The organism is Pseudomonas sp. OE 28.3 (assembly GCF_014268205.2).
GTDB lineage: Bacteria > Pseudomonadota > Gammaproteobacteria > Pseudomonadales > Pseudomonadaceae > Aquipseudomonas > Aquipseudomonas edaphica.
Window position 1 is genome coordinate 5,615,488 of sequence record NZ_CP077082.1, and the last position, 16,376, is coordinate 5,631,863.

Sequence of the window (16,376 nt, forward strand, 5' to 3'; positions counted from 1 at the left end):
TACACGCCCGCCATTGCCGAGTCCCCGATTCATGAGCCGCCAAAGCATCAGCCAGTCGATTTCCATCGTTCACCCCATCAGCCTCAGTCACGGTAAAAATGCCGAAGTCTGGGACACCACGGGCAAGCGCTATATCGATTTTGTCGGTGGCATTGGCGTGCTCAACCTCGGGCACTGTCACCCAGCCGTGGTGGAAGCGATTCGCGAACAAGCCACCCGGCTCACCCACTATGCCTTCAACGCCGCGCCGCATGCGCCCTACATCGAGCTGATGGATCGCCTTTGTGCGTTTATCCCGGTGGATTACGCGGTAAGCGGCATGCTCACCAACAGCGGCGCGGAAGCGGCGGAAAACGCCTTGAAAATCGTGCGCGGCGCCACCGGCCGCACGGCGGTGATCGCCTTTGACGGCGCCTTCCACGGCCGCACCCTGGCCACCCTCAACCTCAATGGCAAGGTGGCGCCCTACAAGCAAAAGGTCGGCGTGCTACCCGGCCCGGTGTATCACCTGCCCTACCCCAGCGCCGATAACGGTGTGACCTGCGCCGAAGCCCTGAAGGCCATGGACCGTCTGTTCAGCGTGGAAATCGACGTCAACGATGTGGCCTGTTTCATCATCGAGCCGGTGCAGGGCGAAGGCGGCTTTCTGGCCCTGGACATCGAGTTCGCCCAGGCCCTGCGCCGCTTCTGTGATGAGAAGAACATCCTGCTGATTGCCGATGAAATCCAGTCCGGCTTCGGGCGTACCGGCCAGCGTTTTGCCTTCTCGCGCCTGGGCATCGAGCCGGATCTGATCCTGCTCGGCAAAAGCATCGCCGGTGGCGTGCCATTGGGCGCGGTGGTCGGGCGCAAGGCGCTGCTCGACAACTTGCCCAAAGGCGGCCTCGGTGGCACCTATTCCGGAAACCCAATTGCCTGCGCGGCTGCTTTGGCAACATTGGATGCGATGACCGACGCGCAATTGAAAACCTGGGGGTCACAGCAGGAAGCCGCCATCGTTCGCCGTTATGCCGCCTGGCGCGAGCAACAGCTGTCGCCCTATCTGGGCCGCCTGACCGGCGTGGGTGCCATGCGCGGCATCGAGCTGGCCCATGCCGACGGCACGCCCGCTCCCCAGCAACTGACCCAACTGCTCAGCCTGGCACGCGATGCCGGCTTGCTGCTGATGCCCAGCGGCAAGTCGCGGCATATCATCCGCCTGCTGGCACCGCTGACCACCGAGCCTGCGGTGCTGGAGCAAGGCCTGGATATTCTCGAGGCCTGCCTTAAGCAGTTGAACTAGTAGCGCGCATCCACGGGCTTGCCGCCGTTGGGCCAGTCTCTGACCTTGTCCGGAAAATCCGGGCGCGGTTGGCCAGAGAAATACGCCGCCACATCCACCGCTTCCTGGTCCGACAAACCGCCCTGCCCCAGCGGGAATTTTTCGTGGAAGCCGATCGGCATGTTGCGTTTCACAAACGCCGCCGCGGTGTAAGGCCGTGCCATACCGGCGCCGATGTTGAACGACTGCTCGCCCCACAATGGCGGGTACACCAGCTCGCCGTCGGCACGCGCCAGGCCTTGGCCGTTATCGCCATGGCAAACCGCGCATTGCTTGGCATACACCTGCTTGCCGTTGTCCAGGTCCGGCTTGATCGCCGGGTCGATCTTGCCCACGCCACGCCCGGCGACTTTATCTTCAGGGCGGGTGTTGTTTTTCATCCAGTCAAAGTAGGCGACCATCGCCTGCATATCCGCCGACTGCGGCGCCAGCGGCTTGCCGTTCATGGAACGGCGGAAACAGCCATTGATGCGCTCCTCCAGCGTCACCACCTTGCCCGCACGCGGCGCGTAACTGGGGAAGAACGCCGACACACCCACAAACGGCGAACCATCCGCCACGGTGCCGGCGTTGAGATGGCAACTAGCGCAGTTGAGCGAATTGCCGACGTTATCCGGCAGCAGCGCCTTGGTTTGCAGGTGCAGGCGCATGCCGCGAATAACCTGGTCGGCGTTGGGTGCGGCGAGCAAATTCGCCAGCCTTGGGGTTTCGAAGGCTGACGAATCGGTGGTGGCGGGGTTGAGCTGATCGCGCTGGGTTTTCACCTGGGCGGCGCTGATTGGCGTGCCAGCGTTGCCCCAACTGGTGCGCACGAAGGTCAGGATCTCGGCGATTTCCTGATCGGCCAGCCGGCTGAAACCGGGCATGGTGTAGACCCTTGGGTGGGCGGCGGTTTGCGCGGTTTCCCAGCCGGTCAGGGTGATATGCAACAGCGACGTCGGGTTGTTCGAGGCAATGCTCGGGTTACCGGCCAAAGGTGGAAACAGGCCTTTTACGCCAGCGCCGTCACTGCGGTGGCAATCACTGCAAAACTGCATATAGCCCAGGCCGCCACGGCTGGTGAACAGGTCGGCTGGCGGTGCGGCCGGTGCTTGGGCGACCGCTGGCATTGGCAGATCATCTTTACCGGGCGGCAGGGATTTGAGGTAACTGGCGATGGCCGTGAGGTCGTCAACACTGAAGTGCTGGGTGCTGTGGTGGATCACATCGGCCATGTTGCCAGCGACCGTGGCAAAGCGGTTCTGCCCGGTCTTGAGCAGTTGCACGGTGTCTGGCACCGTCCACAGGTTGCGCAGGCTCAGGGCGCGCCAGTGCTCGACGGTTTCACCGGCCAGGTAATGCCGGCCGCTGCGGCCCGCATCGCTCATGGCTTTTTCCTGGAAGGCGATGCCCCGTGGCGTGTGGCACGAGCCGCAATGCCCCAGGCCCTGGACCAGGTAGGCACCACGGTTGAGCACCGCGCTACGCTGCGGGTCGGGTTGGAACGGCTGCTTGTCGAGAAAGGCAACATTCCACAGCGCCAGGCCCCAGCGCTGATTGAACGGGAAGCCCATGTCCGCCTCAAGGTTGGCCTGTCGCACCGGCTCCACGCCTTGCATCAGGTAGGCGTACAGGGCGCGCATGTCCTCTGCGCTCATCTTCGCGTAGGACGGATACGGCATCGCCGGGTAAAGGTTGATGCCCGCCGGCGTCACGCCTTCACGCATCACCTTGTCGAACTGCTCGAAGCTGTAATTACCGATACCAGTGTCGCGGTCCGGCGTGATGTTGCTCGAATAAATCGTGCCCATCGGCGTGCTCAGCTCCAGCCCGCCGGCCATCACCTGACCGTGCCTGGCGGTATGGCAGGCGATGCAGTCGCCCAGTTGGGCCACGTATTGACCCTGCTCGATTTGGGTTGGGGCGGCGTGCAGAGGTAGCGCAAGACACAGCGTCGCCCCCAGCAAGGCCAGGCGGGACAATGAAAAGGCCATTGCATTAATCCTTTAATAACCTGGCGTGGAGTAGCCCCCTCGGCGCAGGCCAGCGGTTGTTTTTATGGGTTCATCAGGCCTTTGTGTTGTAACGGGTTTTGCCGTGGAGGGTGTTGATGTGAGTCAGCGCCAAATCGATGGACAAAACGATGATGGCTCAACGACTATCAGCGCTTCCCGCCCCTGCAAGGAAGCACCCATGCTCGATATCCTCCAAGGCACGCCCGTGTGGGTGTACGCCATCTACCTGTGGATTTGTTATTACGGCATCAAGGCCTGCATGGGCGGGCGTGAGAATCGCCGCTCGCTGCTGATTTTGCCGGTGGTGCTGGTGGTGTGGTCGCTGATGTCGCTGGCGCCCTCGATCCTGTCGAGTGGTGCCTGGGTCGGTGGTGTGCTGGCAGGCTGGCTGATGGGGATGTTGCTGTTCAACGCCGATGGCGCCCGGCTCGATGCCAATGGCGAAACGCTGGTGCTGGCGGGTACCTGGAAAACCCTGTTGATCTCGCAGCTGTTCTTTGCGGTGAAATACTACTTCGGCTATCAGCAGGCCGTGCATCCGTTGCTGTTGAGCACACCTGAGATGTTGCTGGCCGTAGGCGGTGTGTCGGGGTTTACCGTTGGTCTGTTCTGCGGGCGGGCCGATCGATTGCAGCGGGCGCTGAGCGCCTTGCGCCGCGATAAGGGCAGTGTGCTGCCTTGACCTGACCTGCGTGGCCGCCGAAAATGCGCGACGCTTTTTTGTCTCCGTTTACTGAAGTAGTGAAATTTCAATGTCTGATTCTTACACCGAACACGCCGCCGAAGAATCCGTAGTCGCCTTGCACTCGAAGGCTGAATACGAAAACGCCATCAATCTTTCACAGCATGTGCCTGCGGCCAAGATCATCAGCGAGATGGTGCTGGACGCGTTCCACACCTCCAAGGAAAGCGACCAGATTCGCGAACTGCGCATGGCCATCCGTCAGGCCCATGACGCCTTCGACGACGACAAAGCCTACGACCTGATGGGCCAGCTCAAGCAACTCAAGGATGCCGAAGCGGCCGACAACATCGCCCTGGAAGACTTGAGCAGTAAGTTCTCGATCAGCCGCATCCTCTCCAGTTTCAAGGACGATCCCGAGTTTCAGGAGCTGGTCTACGGCCTGGCCCTCAAGGTGCTGAACCAGTCTCACCAGGCCATCAGCAACCCAAGCGCCGGCAAGGGCAAAGCTGCACGGGCCAAGAAAGAAGCCGAAGTGTTTGTGATCAGCAAGGATGGCATCAGCGTCACCCTGCCGCTGCGCACGCCGCGCTCCAAGCTCAACGTTGACCGCGAGGCGTTCGAGTTTTTGGGCTTCAGCTTTGTGGGTGAAGGTGATGAGGCTGAGCTTGAAACCGAGAGCTTTGTGGATAACGCCGGCGCCGAGCAGCCGTTGAGCCGCAAGAGTGTGATTACTGCGCTGCAGCAGCAGACGGCGTTTGATGGGTACAGCATCGCGCAGCAACAGTAACGCATTGCTCAAAAGGTGGGAGCTGGCTTGCCTGCGATAGCATCACCTCGGTTTGCCTGATAGACCGAGGTGCTGCTATCGCAGGCAAGCCAGCTCCCACATGGGTTTTGTGTTGCTTTAAAGACTCGCGAACACCTCGCGAAACCGCGCCATCTCCTGTTTGTTGCCCACCGTCACCCGCACCCACTGCGGCCAATCCTTCCACACCCGCCCGACCAATACGCCCTGTGCAGCCAGCTTCTCGATGATCTGTTCTGCCGGTTGCTTCACGTTAATCATGAAGCAATTACTTTGCGACGCGGTGCAGGCAAAACCACGCCCCTTTAGCCAAGCCACGGTTTCGTCACGCAGTTGGGCGTTGAGCGCCTTGCGTTGCGGCACCAGCTTGAGGTCTTCCAGGCTCGCCCGAGCACCGAGTAACGTGGACGCCGCCGGCACATTGTCGCCACCAAACACCGCCAGCCGTTCCAGCAACACCGGGTGGCCGATCGCCAGGCCCAGGCGCGCACCGGCCATGCCGTAGATTTTCGAGAAGGTGCGCAGCACCAGTAAGTCGTCGTGATCCTTGACCCAACTCACGCAGCTTTGTGCGTCGCAGAAGTCGATGTAGGCCTCGTCCACCACCAGCACGCAGCCTTTGGGTTTGTTCGCCAGCGCCTGGCGGATCGCTTCGGTGGGTGTCAGGGTGCCGGTCGGGTTGTTGGGGTTGCACAGGTACAGCATGCCCGCCTGAGGGTCGGCGGCAAGTATGGCCGGCACGTCATGGGCGTGGTCGGCATTGAGGCTCACTTCGTACACCGGTGCCTTCCATGACTCGGCGGCCTGACGCGGTACTTCATAGGACGGCGTGGCCATCACCAGACCACGGGCCTGACTGGTAAACGCCAGCACCGCGTAGCGCAGGGCGGCCATGGAGCCGGCGAATACAGCGACCTGTTCTTCGACAAGCCCCTGCGATTTGGCGAACTGTTCGGCCAAGCCGTACATGTAACCATAGGGGTACAGCCCGGAGAGGCCGATGCCACGCTGCATCGCCTCGCGGGCGGAGTCTGAGGGACCGTAGGGGCTTTCGTTGTAATTAAGCCGCACCGTGTCCGCCGGAGCCGCTGGCTGGCTGGCGACCGCCCAATCCAGGCGGCCCAGCACCGGCAGGGCCGCGCCAAAGGCGAGAAGAGACCGACGACTTACGCTGAACATGGCGCGACTCCTTGTAGACGGGTGATGGTTTCTCACGGTTCGTACAAAGAAGTATGACGAGAAGGCGCTCAGCTGATTTAGCCACCTGCGCCGTGATCAACCCTCCAGGTAGTCGGCGATCGGGTAATTCATGCACAGGGCCTCTACCGCTGTGCGCACCTGCTCGCGCACCTCAGGCCCAAGCCGATAGTCCTGTTCGCCCAGCGGGGTGGCGTTTTCCAACACCCGGCACACCAGCGCAATCACCTGGCGGCAACCCTCGGCGTCGAGTTCGCGTTGCGCCATGCAGCCGGTGCCAATACACAAACCGCTGGTGACCAACTTCGAGCGTGTCTCGCCTGGTACGCGATGCTTGCTCACCACAATGGCGCAAGACTCCAGGGCCGCCTCGGCGATGGCACCGGTCATGGCGCCCCGCAACCGGATCAGTACCGTATGGTTGTCACTGCGCCCGCCCACCACGTCGTAACCCTGGGCCGCAAACGCACTGGCCACCTCATCGGCAAGCGCACGACCACGCCCCATGCAGGCATCAAACTGCGCTGACTTCGCATACCCGAAGGCAGCCGCTTTTGCCGCGATCATATTGACCGCCGGCGCCCCTTGCATGCGCGGGAACACGGCTTGATCCAGCACACGGCTGAACGTCGACCGCAGGCCGGGCACCTTGGTCTCGGCGTCGCGGCCGCACAAAATCAACCCGCCCCGTGGGCCGCCCAATTGCTTGTGCGTGCAGGTGATGGTGACGTGTGCGGCGTTGATCGGGCTCGGGTGGCGCCCCGTCACCACCAACCCGGCAATAGCGGAAATATCCGCCAGCAGGATGGCGCCCGCCTCGTCGGCAATCGCGCGAAACCGCTCAAAATCCACCACCCTGGAGTAAGCACCCGCACCGCAAATAATGATGCGTGGGCGATGGGCCAGGGCCAGGCTGCGCACTTGCTCATAATCGATAAGGCCTTCGCCGGTGGTGCCGTAGCGGATAGCCTTGTAATAGGCCCCGGTGAACACCGCCGGGCTGCCAAGGGTGAGTTCGCCGCCATGGTCGTGGGCCATGCCCAGTAGCGTATCGCCCGGCTCAAGCAGCGCCGACAGCACTTGGGATATGGCATTGGACGCCGAATGAGGCTGCACGCCGGCGTAATGTGCATCGAACAACTCCCGCGCCCTGCGGATGGCCAGGGATTCCACTAAATCGACATTTTCGCAGCCGGTGCGATAGCGTTTGCCGGGCGTGCCTTCGGCGCTCACGTTGACCAGTGCAGAGGCGCAGGCCACCAGAGTGCGGGGCTTGACCGCGCAGGAAGAAGCCACCATTGAGAGGGTGCGATGCTGGCGAGTGACTTCAGCATCCAGCAGGCTGGCGAGTTCGAAGTCTTCTGCGCGCAGATCCGCCAGGCCACGACGCAGCAGGTCGGCCTGGTCTTTCAGAGGTACGGTATTGAATGCCATCAGTGCGGGTCCCTTCCTGGGCGTTGCGTGCCGGTCCGTCCTGAACCGAGAGGATCAATTAAACAGGAAATTAAACATTTTCCAAATCAAATGTTCATTTTCCAGACTCCAGCCCCATCAAAAGCACGCCCGCAGCGCATCCGGACTTTATTGTTAGGGCCGACGCATGCAACACTCCCGCCGCCGCAAAACCACAAGCGCCCCCGGAACGGGCGCTCCCTGCTGTGGTTGCGCAAACAACGGACGTTAACGACTAAAAGGAAGTGGTGAGCACGTGATACACAGACGCGAAAAAACCGAGCACTTGAAGAGCAACATCAAGTACTTGATCAAAAGCCGCGGCGAGACGCAGCTGTCGCTATCGAATGCCGCCGGCCTGACCAGGACCACCATCTACAACATCCTGGAAGGCAAGGTCGTCAACGTGCAGCAGTCCACTGTCCGCAAGATCTCGGACTTCTTCGGTGTTTCCTACGATGAAATCGAGACCCTCGATTTTGAAGCCAAGGAAATCATCGAGAGCAGTGTTTCCCCACAGGGCAACATGAACCCGGCCGCCGTGCCGGTGCTCAAGGAAAGTCTGGTGATCCAGAACCTGGACAAGCGCATTGGCGAGTTGGCCACCCTGTATCCGCTGACCTACTACTTCGGCTCTTCCTACAACCTGATCGGTGTGCGCCTGGAACGTGGCATTCCCGGTATCAACGAGCCGGGCGATTTGCTCATCGTGCAAAAAGGCACGTCAACGCTGGGCAAAGAAAAGCTGGTGTACGACCGGGCCATCCAAAAGATGTTTATCACCCTTGAAGCCTGCGTTGGCTCAGAGCGCCTGTGTGTAATCGGCGACATCATTGAGGAGCGCTTCAATGACAACGTATGAAGCGGGCATCGAAAACAGCACATACAAGCTGCTGGGCTTTGAGAATGACAAGCGCCTGGCGGTGATCATGGTGATCGCCACCGGCAAGGTCATCAAGATGAAGCTGAGTGAAGTCATCAACAGCGAAATAATGGACAACCTCAATAAAATGGAAGTTAAGAACATGTACAAGAAGTTTTATTCACAGGGAGGGACGCTGACGGCCTACGATATAAACGACCGCAACGAAAATTCCTGGATGATCTACATCATCCTGAACCTGTTGCTGTTCACGTTTTATATCTTCACCAGCATTGCCGCGACCAAGCCTATTTACCTGGAGTCGATGGGCATCATCGTCACGCCAGGCACGTTTCTGTACCCGCTGACGTTTTTGATCGTGGATTTGCTCAACGAGCAATTCGGCCTGCGGCTGGCCAGACGTGCCATTTTGTTTGCGTTCGCCAGTAACGCGATGATCATCATCCTGCTCTACGGCTCGACGTTTCTGCCAGGGCTGCCAGGCTGGAAACTCGATGGCCCTTACAACGATGTGATCATTCAGGTGTCCTCGGTACTGGTCGCGTCCTCGGTCTCGTTCCTGGTGTCGGAGAACATAAACTCCTACTTGCTGTGCAAGATAAAGGAACTGACCAACTCCAAATACCTGTACCTGCGGATTTTCCTCAGTACGTTCTTTGCGGTGATTATCGACAGTTTCCTGTTCTGCTTTATTGCGTTCTATGGCGCGATGCAGACCAGCGACATCTTGAGCATGATCTACGTGCAGATCGCGATCAAAGTCGGCTTTGCGTTTTTTAATATCCTGCCGGCCTATGGCGCGCGTGCGTTGTTCAAACGCTGGATTACCGGTAGCGCTGCCTGATGTAATGCGCTCTAAATGTGGGAGCTGGCTTGCCTGCGATGCAGACAACTCGGTATGTCAGTGACATTCAGTTGATGCTATCGCAGGCAAGCCAGCTCCCACAGTAGACCGAGTACGGTCCCTAACCCCTAGCTCAGTTGCAACTTCTGCTTCAGGCTGCTCATCACACCCGCCTTGTCCTGCAAATACTCATTCAAGCCCCGAGCCCGCAGGTTGCATGCATCGCAATTACCGCAGCCGGTGCCAATGATGCCGTTGTAGCAAGTCAGGGTCTGGTGCTGAATCAGGTCCAGTTGCTGGTGGTAATCTGCCAAAGCCCAGGTCTCAGCCTTGTTCAGCCACATCAACGGCGTGTCCAGGCGCAGCTTGTAATCCATGCCCAGTTCAAGCGCCGTGTTCAGCGCTTTGACAAAGTCATCGCGGCAATCGGGGTAACCCGAGAAGTCGGTCTCGCAGACACCGGTAATCACGCTTTCAGCTTTGACCTGATAGGCGTAGATCGCCGCCAGGGTCAGAAACAGAATATTGCGCCCCGGCACAAACGTGCTCGGCAGGCTTTCGCCCGAGCTGTTCACGGTCGGCACCGGGATGTTGTCGCGGGTCAGGCTGCTGATTGCCAGCTCGTTGAGCAGGGACACGTCCATCACTTTGTGAACGGTGGCGCCCAACTGCTTGGCCAACTTCTGCGCGACTTCAACTTCGGCCACATGGCGCTGGCCATAATCGAAGGTAATGCAGTGCACTTCGTCATACTGCCCCAGCGCCTGGATCAGGCAGGTGGTCGAGTCCTGCCCGCCACTGAATACCATCACGGCTTTTTTAGTCATCACGTTGCTTCCTGCATTTGTAGAATGTGGGAATAGTTTAAAGGCCACTCAATAAAAAGCCCCGCGCTTCTTGCGAAGGCGGGGCTTTTTGTTGCTCGGTGACTCAGTGTGCGTAGGTCAGCAACAGCTCTTTCGGCACTTGGAAATCCAGGGACATCATCACGCTGAGCGCGGTGATGGTGAAGATCGAGAACACGAACAGCTTGCGCGCCCAGACGGTGTCATCCACCGCCTTGTAGCCGGTCCAGGCCATGTACAACCAGTACATGCCCATGGCGGCGGCGACGGCGAGGTAGCTCATGCCGGCATAGCCACTGAAGGTCAACATCAAGGTCGCCACGAGGAAGGCCAGGATGTAGAGCAGGATGTGTTTCTTGGCCACCTGAATGCCACGCTTAACCGGCAGAACCGGAATCGACGCAGCCAGGTAGTCATTGAAGCGGAAGATCGCGATGGCATAGGAGTGCGGCATCTGCCACAGGCTGAACATCACCAGCAGCACCAGCGCAGCCATGTCGAAGCTATTGGTTACAGCCACATAACCAATCACCGGCGGCATCGCCCCCGACAGACTGCCCACCAGCGTGCCGTGAACCGACTTGCGCTTGAGGTACAGGCTGTAAAGGCCGACGTAGATAACAAAACCGATCACGGCAAACAGCGCCGCCAACGGGTTGGCCACCTTGTACAACAGGGCTACACCGGCAACACCCAGGACGGTCGCGTAGATCAGTGCCAGTTTCAGGGAGATAAGGCCCTGCACCAGCACACGATTCTTGGTGCGTTCCATCTTCAAGTCGATGTCACGGTCGATGCAGTTGTTGAACACACAACCGGAAGCTACCACCAGGGACGTGCCGATCATCGCAGCCAAGAAAATGGCCAGATCGACATGCCCCTTGGAGGCCAGGAAGAAACCGCCTGCCACAGAAAGCACGTTACCGAAAATGATCCCCGGTTTGGTGATTTGGATAAAGTGCTTAAGCGACATCGGGTCTTACCTCACTTCGCCATCATGAACGTATGGATGCTGAACATGATCCATATCGACAGGCCAACCAGCAGCAGGATCACAAGACCTGCGAACACGAACGCAATCACGTTATCGCGCTGCTCTTTCGAGCGATCCAGGTGCAGGAAGTACACCAGGTGAACCAGAACCTGAATCACCGCGAACGCCAGGACGATCATCAAGGTGATCGACTTCGGCAAGGTTGGGTACATCACCAGGCCGAACGGGATCAGGGTCAGGATGACCGACAGGATGAAACCGATAGCGTAAGACTTTACGCTGCCGTGGCTCGCATCATGGCTGTCATGGTCATGGGAGTGTGCATTAGCCATTACAGAGTCCCCATCAAGTAAACGACGGTGAATACGCAGATCCAGACCACGTCCAGGAAGTGCCAGAACAGGCTCAGGCAGCTCAGGCGAGTCTTGTTGGTGTTGGTCAGGCCGTGCTTATTGACCTGATACATCATCACCGCCATCCACAGCAGGCCGGCAGTTACGTGCAGACCGTGGGTGCCTACCAGCGTGAAGAACGCGGACAGGAAGCCGGAACGGTGCGGGCCGTAGCCTTCGGAGATCAGCAGGTGGAACTCGTTGATCTCCATGCCGATGAAGCCCAGGCCGAACAGGAAGGTCAGTGCCAACCAGCTCAGTACGCCTTTCTTGTTGCCCTTGTAGAAGGCCAACATGGCGAAGCCGTAGGTGATCGAACTGAACAACAGCAAGGCGGTTTCGCCGAGCACGTAAGGCAGTTCGAAGATGTCGTGGCCCGACGGGCCACCCGCTACGTTGTTTACCAGTACCGCGTACACCGCGAAGATCGACGCAAACAAGATGCAGTCGGTCATCAGGTAGAGCCAGAAACCGAATACGGTCATTGGCCCCGAGTCGTGGTGATGGTCATCGTGCCCATGGTCATCGACATGGGCGTGTCCAGCATTGGTCACTAAGTTCGACATGGTTTAAGCCTGTTCCAACGAGGTTTCTACACGGTTGGCCGGGATTTTCTTCTCGGCTACCAGGCGAGCGTGCTGCTCGGCTTCGATGCGTTCGATCGTCTCGACCGGCACCATGTAGCCTTGATCATCACGGGCAGCGTGAATGATGAAGTAACCGATAGTGCCTACCAGGCCCACGATTGCCAGCCACCAGATGTGCCAGATCATCGCGAAACCGAACACGGTCAACAGCGCGCCCATCACCACGCCAGTGGCGGTGTTGTTCGGCATGTGGATCGGCTCGTAGTGCTTAGGACGCTGGTACGCAGTACCGTCTTCCTTGGCTTCGGTGAACGCATCAATGGTGTTCGCAGTAGGGATCACAGCGAAGTTGTAGAACGGCGGTGGCGACGAAGTCGACCATTCCAGGGTGTGGCCATTCCATGGGTCACCGGAGTCGCAAGCGTTCTGCTTACGGTCACGGATGCTCACGTACAGCTGGATCAGCTGGCAGGCAATACCGGCAGCAATCATCAACGCACCGAACATGGCGACGTACAGGTACGGCACCCACTCAGGGTTGGTAGTGGCGTTCAGACGACGGGTCATGCCCATGAAGCCCAGCGCGTAGAGCGGCATGAACGCGACGAAGAAGCCCGAGATCCAGAACCAGAATGCAGCCTTGCCCCAACCTTCGTGCAGCTTGAAGCCGAACGCTTTCGGGAAGTAGAAGCTGAAACCTGCGATGTAGCCGAATACAGCACCACCGATGATCACGTTGTGGAAGTGCGCGATCACGAACAGGCTGTTATGCAGTACGAAGTCAGCACCCGGGATGGCCAGCAGTACGCCGGTCATGCCGCCGATGGCGAAGGTCACCATGAAGCCCAGGGTCCACAGAACCTGGCTGGTGATACGCAGACGGCCGTGGTAGATGGTGAATAGCCAGTTGAATAGCTTCACCCCCGTCGGGATCGAAATCAACATCGTCGCCAGGCCGAAGAAGGCGTTGACGCTGGCCCCCGAACCCATGGTGAAGAAGTGGTGCAGCCACACCATGAAGCCCAGTACAGAGATTGCGCCCGATGCATAAACCATCGAGTGGTGACCGAACAGGCGCTTGCCGGTAAAGGTCGAGATCACTTCAGAGAAGATACCGAACGCTGGCAGGATCAGGATGTACACCTCAGGGTGACCCCATGCCCAGAACAGGTTCACGTACATCATTGGATTGCCACCAAGTTCATTGGTGAAAATGTGGAAATCCAGGTAACGGTCAAGCGACAGCAGCGCCATGGTAGCGGCCAGGATCGGGAACGAAGCCACGATCAGGACGTTGGCCCAGGTGCAGGTCCAGGTGAAGATCGGCATGTCCATCAGTTTCATGCCAGGGGCGCGCATTTTCAGGACGGTGGCCAGGAAGTTGACCCCCGTTAGCGTCGTCCCGAGTCCTGATAACTGTAGCGCCCAGATGTAGTAGTCCACACCCACGCCCGGACTGTACTGAATACCCGACAACGGCGGATACGCAACCCAGCCGGTCTTGGCGAATTCGCCGACGCCCAGGGACAGGTTGATCAGCACCACGCCGGAAACCAGCAGCCAGAAGCTCAGGGAGTTCAGGAACGGGTAGGCAACGTCACGCGCACCGATCTGCAGCGGCAAGGCCAGGTTCATCAAGCCGGTGAAGAATGGCATCGCCATGAAGATGATCATGATCACACCGTGAGCGGTGAAGATCTGGTCATAGTGTTCAGGCGGCAGGTAGCCAGGCGAACCCTCGGTGGCCATGGCCAACTGGGTACGCATCATGATGGCGTCGGCAAAACCACGCAGCAGCATGACCATGGCAACGATGACGTACATGACACCGATTTTCTTGTGGTCGACAGACGTCAGCCACTCGGTCCACAGGTAGGTCCACTTCTTGAAATACGTGATTGCAGCAAACAGTGCCAGACCACCCAGCGCGATCATGGCGATGGTCACCATCACGATCGGCTCGTGGAACGGGACCGCATCCCAACTTAATTTACCAAACATCGTTTACTCCTCTGCCCCAGCAGTTGAATGCGAGCCCGTGTCAGAACCTTCAACCACGGCCACTTCTTTCTTCTCGTGCTTGACCGGCTTGCCTGGCTTCATACCTTCGTACTTGTCGACGATTTTCTGAAACAGGTCCGGCTCAAACGCGGAGTACAGAGCGACTGGGTTGTTCTGGCTTGGTTTGGTCAGGGCGTCGTATTCAGCTTGATCAAGCTGTTTAGGTGCGGCCTTGACTGCGGCTACCCAGGCGTTGAAGTCTTCCTGGCTCGTCGAGATCGCTTTGAATTTCATGCCGGTGAAGCCAGCGCCGCTGTAGTTCGCGGAGATGCCTTCCATTTCAGCTTTTTCGTTGGCGATCAGGTGCAGGCGAGTCTGCATGCCCGCCATCGCGTAGATCTGGCCGCCCAGTGCAGGGATGAAGAACGAGTTCATCACGGCATCGGAGGTGATCCGGAAATTAAGCGGAGTGTTCTCCGGGAACTGGATCTCGTTGACCGTGGCGATACCCAGGTCCGGGTAGATGAACAGCCACTTCCAGTCCAGCGCGACCACTTCGATATTGATCGGCTTGACGTTGGATTCCAGCGGACGGTACGGGTCCAGCTCGTGGGTCGACTTATAGGTGATGTAACCCAGGGCGATGATGATGAGGACCGGCACCAGCCACACGGCGATTTCGATCTTGGTGGAGTGCGACCACTTAGGCGCGTAGGTAGCGCTGGTGTTCGACGCGCGGTATTTCCAGGCGAAGGCGAAGGTCATGATGATCACAGGGACCACGACCAGCAGCATCAGCAGGGTAGCGGTGATGATCAGGTTTCGTTGATCCAGACCGATCTGTCCTTTTGGGTCCATCAAGGTCCACTTGCAGCCTCCCAGCATTAACAGCATGCCAATCAGCGGCAAAAAGCCTAGTAATCGGGGGTACCTGTTTTTACTCATCTCACGACCTCTAAAGCAGCTTGCGCAATGCAGTTGGGTTTTGATCGCCAACACTTCACCCTGCCAAGGGTTGGCATTTCTCTTCGATTGAATAAGAGCCTGCCCGTCACGCCATAACTGTACGTTTCACGGACCTGCGGTGAGTTCTTATTCGATTTCGTGGTTAAAGGCCTTGTTACAGACCAATTCCATTTGGTGCGGATAGTTGAAAGGCTGCCGGAACCTTGGGGTCGCACAGAGCCGTCCATCTGCCCCTCGACCGCTCCAGTGCTCAAATATTGAACAGCACCGGACATTCAGTGCGGGCGATTGTAGTTAGCTAGCGATGTATAAACCATGTCTTATAAAGAAATAATTTTTATCGATTACAGCAACAATCCTTCACTAATCCTGCAAAGGTTCGCGATCTTATCGTGTTCGATTCCCAACAAAAACCACAAAAATTGCCGTGTTATTGAGCACAACGCCACTTCCCTTACACCTTGTAAGGGCTTGCAAAACGGATCCAAGCCCCCATAAAACAAGGCATTCGGACATCACCCAATGGCTCGCACGGCGTGACATTCGCGGCATCGCCCAAACGATGAACTGACAGCACAATTTAGCCATCGGGTGCAAATTCAGGCGGCGGTTTGATGGGTCAGAAACGTCCTGCGGCAACGTCCGTGTGACAACATGTCGCACGCTGCGCGCACCTATTGTTGCCCCTCGTCACGGCCCTTTCACAAATCCCTACAACCAAAAACGCCCCGGACTTCCTTCAAGGAAGACCGGGGCGTTTTGGCGAGCAGACTCAGGCCTGGCGTTGGCGATTGCGATAGATGCCCAGCGGCACCAGAATCACCGTCAGCACGAACGCCACCAGCGCCCATTGCGCCAGGGACAAGCCAAGGATGGGCGGGTACGGCGTGCTGCAGAAGCCGTCGACTTGGAAGCCCAATGGAAACACCTTGGCCAGTGGCAGTTCATCGACAATCGGCTGCAGCACATCGACGCCGCAACTGACCTCCGGGAAGAACTGGGTGTAGACGTGGTGGCCTGCAACTGCGACGCCGCCCACGGCACTGAGGACTACCAGCCCTTCAAACACAGTGACCGCACCTTTGCGACGCATGGCGGCGCCGATAAAGGCAAAGATCGCAATCAACAGCAAAGCGTAGCGCTGCAGGATACACAGCGGGCACGGCGCCTCGCCCAACACCACTTGCATATACAGCGCACCGCCAATCAGCGCCAGGCAGATGATGCCCAGCAACACCAGAAAGCGCCGCTCCCTGCCTAAACGCAATTCGTCACTCATCCCCGTTTTCCCTTTGTCGTTGTGCCAATGCCGGCAAGTTTACACACAGAGCATGGTTAAAACAGAGAGGGGTTAACTGCGGATTAATCGGGATAAATGTTGTGGCTGAGCGGACGCCATCGCGGGCAAGC

General features: G+C 58.5%; 15 protein-coding genes and 1 pseudogene. 6 read left to right on the plus strand and 10 right to left on the minus strand.

Features of this window, described 5'->3' with window-relative positions; translation table 11 throughout:
• Positions 1-31: 31 nt before the first annotated feature.
• A complete protein-coding gene (locus HU759_RS25215; RefSeq protein WP_186618072.1) occupies positions 32-1,282 on the plus strand; it encodes an aspartate aminotransferase family protein in 1,251 nt (416 codons plus the stop codon).
• Here HU759_RS25215 and HU759_RS25220 read toward each other — a convergent pair.
• Positions 1,279-3,294, minus strand: coding sequence for a c-type cytochrome (locus HU759_RS25220; protein WP_186618071.1), 2,016 nt, complete (start codon positions 3,292-3,294; stop codon positions 1,279-1,281). The genes HU759_RS25215 and HU759_RS25220 overlap by 4 nt on opposite strands.
• A gap of 199 nt (positions 3,295-3,493) precedes the next feature.
• On the opposite strand from HU759_RS25220, the gene HU759_RS25225 reads away from it, so the two are divergent.
• Together HU759_RS25225 and HU759_RS25230 are read left to right on the plus strand one after the other, a co-directional pair.
• Positions 3,494-3,997: a DUF6622 family protein gene (locus tag HU759_RS25225; protein ID WP_170040532.1), complete on the plus strand. Its 504-nt coding sequence runs from the start codon at positions 3,494-3,496 to the stop codon at positions 3,995-3,997.
• A gap of 70 nt (positions 3,998-4,067) precedes the next feature.
• Complete coding sequence (locus tag HU759_RS25230) at positions 4,068-4,787, plus strand: hypothetical protein (RefSeq protein ID WP_186618070.1); 720 nt, start codon at positions 4,068-4,070, stop codon at positions 4,785-4,787.
• 117 nt (positions 4,788-4,904) lie between these two features.
• Here HU759_RS25230 and HU759_RS25235 read toward each other — a convergent pair whose 3' ends face one another.
• On the minus strand, positions 4,905-5,984 hold the full coding sequence (locus HU759_RS25235; protein WP_170040530.1) for a pyridoxal phosphate-dependent aminotransferase: 1,080 nt from the start codon (positions 5,982-5,984) through the stop codon (positions 4,905-4,907).
• 96 nt (positions 5,985-6,080) lie between these two features.
• Entirely contained in the window at positions 6,081-7,436 is a 1,356-nt protein-coding gene (locus tag HU759_RS25240; RefSeq protein WP_170040528.1) for a serine hydroxymethyltransferase, read from the minus strand.
• A gap of 274 nt (positions 7,437-7,710) precedes the next feature.
• Between HU759_RS25240 and HU759_RS25245 the strand changes: the two genes are divergently transcribed.
• Positions 7,711-8,316 carry a helix-turn-helix transcriptional regulator gene (locus HU759_RS25245; protein ID WP_170040526.1) on the plus strand — a complete coding sequence of 202 codons (606 nt, stop codon included), beginning with the start codon at positions 7,711-7,713 and terminating at the stop codon, positions 8,314-8,316.
• Positions 8,303-9,181 (plus strand): queuosine precursor transporter, encoded by an 879-nt coding sequence (locus HU759_RS25250; RefSeq protein WP_138450517.1) that lies wholly within the window; start codon positions 8,303-8,305, stop codon positions 9,179-9,181. Before HU759_RS25245 ends, HU759_RS25250 begins: the two co-directional genes overlap by 14 nt.
• Positions 9,182-9,309: 128 nt before the next feature.
• On the opposite strand, the gene queC is transcribed toward HU759_RS25250, so the two are convergent.
• The 6 genes from queC to cyoA all read right to left on the minus strand — a co-directional run bounded on the left by queC (position 9,310) and on the right by cyoA (position 14,945).
• Entirely contained in the window at positions 9,310-10,008 is a 699-nt protein-coding gene (queC, locus tag HU759_RS25255) for a 7-cyano-7-deazaguanine synthase QueC (RefSeq protein WP_186618069.1), read from the minus strand.
• 103 nt (positions 10,009-10,111) lie between these two features.
• Complete coding sequence (gene cyoE / locus HU759_RS25260) at positions 10,112-10,999, minus strand: heme o synthase (protein WP_017135069.1); 888 nt, start codon at positions 10,997-10,999, stop codon at positions 10,112-10,114.
• 11 nt (positions 11,000-11,010) lie between these two features.
• The gene (gene cyoD, locus HU759_RS25265) at positions 11,011-11,352 is read right to left on the minus strand and encodes a cytochrome o ubiquinol oxidase subunit IV (protein ID WP_010206434.1); all 342 of its coding nucleotides are present in this window, start codon (positions 11,350-11,352) and stop codon (positions 11,011-11,013) included.
• Positions 11,352-11,978: a cytochrome o ubiquinol oxidase subunit III gene (locus HU759_RS25270; RefSeq protein WP_010206435.1), complete on the minus strand. Its 627-nt coding sequence runs from the start codon at positions 11,976-11,978 to the stop codon at positions 11,352-11,354. Before HU759_RS25270 ends, cyoD begins: the two co-directional genes overlap by 1 nt.
• 3 nt (positions 11,979-11,981) lie before the next feature.
• Complete coding sequence (cyoB, locus tag HU759_RS25275) at positions 11,982-14,000, minus strand: cytochrome o ubiquinol oxidase subunit I (protein ID WP_017135070.1); 2,019 nt, start codon at positions 13,998-14,000, stop codon at positions 11,982-11,984.
• 3 nt (positions 14,001-14,003) lie between these two features.
• Positions 14,004-14,945 (minus strand): ubiquinol oxidase subunit II, encoded by a 942-nt coding sequence (gene cyoA / locus HU759_RS25280; RefSeq protein ID WP_026013527.1) that lies wholly within the window; start codon positions 14,943-14,945, stop codon positions 14,004-14,006.
• Between the two features lie 27 nt (positions 14,946-14,972).
• Here cyoA and HU759_RS30050 point away from each other — a divergent pair.
• Positions 14,973-15,264: pseudogene (locus HU759_RS30050) on the plus strand (hypothetical protein).
• A 474-nt stretch (positions 15,265-15,738) separates the two neighbouring features.
• Here HU759_RS30050 and HU759_RS25285 read toward each other — a convergent pair.
• Positions 15,739-16,245 (minus strand): disulfide bond formation protein B, encoded by a 507-nt coding sequence (locus HU759_RS25285; RefSeq protein WP_017135072.1) that lies wholly within the window; start codon positions 16,243-16,245, stop codon positions 15,739-15,741.
• Positions 16,246-16,376 lie beyond the last annotated feature (131 nt).

What these genes read in the sequence shown, in the direction of transcription:
- HU759_RS25215 (WP_186618072.1), top strand. Translation starts at nt 32, where the DNA reads ATGAGCCGCCAAAGCATCAGCCAGTCGATTTCCATCGTTCACCCCATC.
- HU759_RS25220 (WP_186618071.1), bottom strand. Translation starts at nt 3,294, where the DNA reads ATGGCCTTTTCATTGTCCCGCCTGGCCTTGCTGGGGGCGACGCTGTGT.
- HU759_RS25225 (WP_170040532.1), top strand. Translation starts at nt 3,494, where the DNA reads ATGCTCGATATCCTCCAAGGCACGCCCGTGTGGGTGTACGCCATCTAC.
- HU759_RS25230 (WP_186618070.1), top strand. Translation starts at nt 4,068, where the DNA reads ATGTCTGATTCTTACACCGAACACGCCGCCGAAGAATCCGTAGTCGCC.
- HU759_RS25235 (WP_170040530.1), bottom strand. Translation starts at nt 5,984, where the DNA reads ATGTTCAGCGTAAGTCGTCGGTCTCTTCTCGCCTTTGGCGCGGCCCTG.
- HU759_RS25240 (WP_170040528.1), bottom strand. Translation starts at nt 7,436, where the DNA reads ATGGCATTCAATACCGTACCTCTGAAAGACCAGGCCGACCTGCTGCGT.
- HU759_RS25250 (WP_138450517.1), top strand. Translation starts at nt 8,303, where the DNA reads ATGACAACGTATGAAGCGGGCATCGAAAACAGCACATACAAGCTGCTG.
- queC (WP_186618069.1), bottom strand. Translation starts at nt 10,008, where the DNA reads ATGACTAAAAAAGCCGTGATGGTATTCAGTGGCGGGCAGGACTCGACC.
- cyoE (WP_017135069.1), bottom strand. Translation starts at nt 10,999, where the DNA reads ATGTCGCTTAAGCACTTTATCCAAATCACCAAACCGGGGATCATTTTC.
- cyoD (WP_010206434.1), bottom strand. Translation starts at nt 11,352, where the DNA reads ATGGCTAATGCACACTCCCATGACCATGACAGCCATGATGCGAGCCAC.
- HU759_RS25270 (WP_010206435.1), bottom strand. Translation starts at nt 11,978, where the DNA reads ATGTCGAACTTAGTGACCAATGCTGGACACGCCCATGTCGATGACCAT.
- cyoB (WP_017135070.1), bottom strand. Translation starts at nt 14,000, where the DNA reads ATGTTTGGTAAATTAAGTTGGGATGCGGTCCCGTTCCACGAGCCGATC.
- cyoA (WP_026013527.1), bottom strand. Translation starts at nt 14,945, where the DNA reads ATGAGTAAAAACAGGTACCCCCGATTACTAGGCTTTTTGCCGCTGATT.
- HU759_RS25285 (WP_017135072.1), bottom strand. Translation starts at nt 16,245, where the DNA reads ATGAGTGACGAATTGCGTTTAGGCAGGGAGCGGCGCTTTCTGGTGTTG.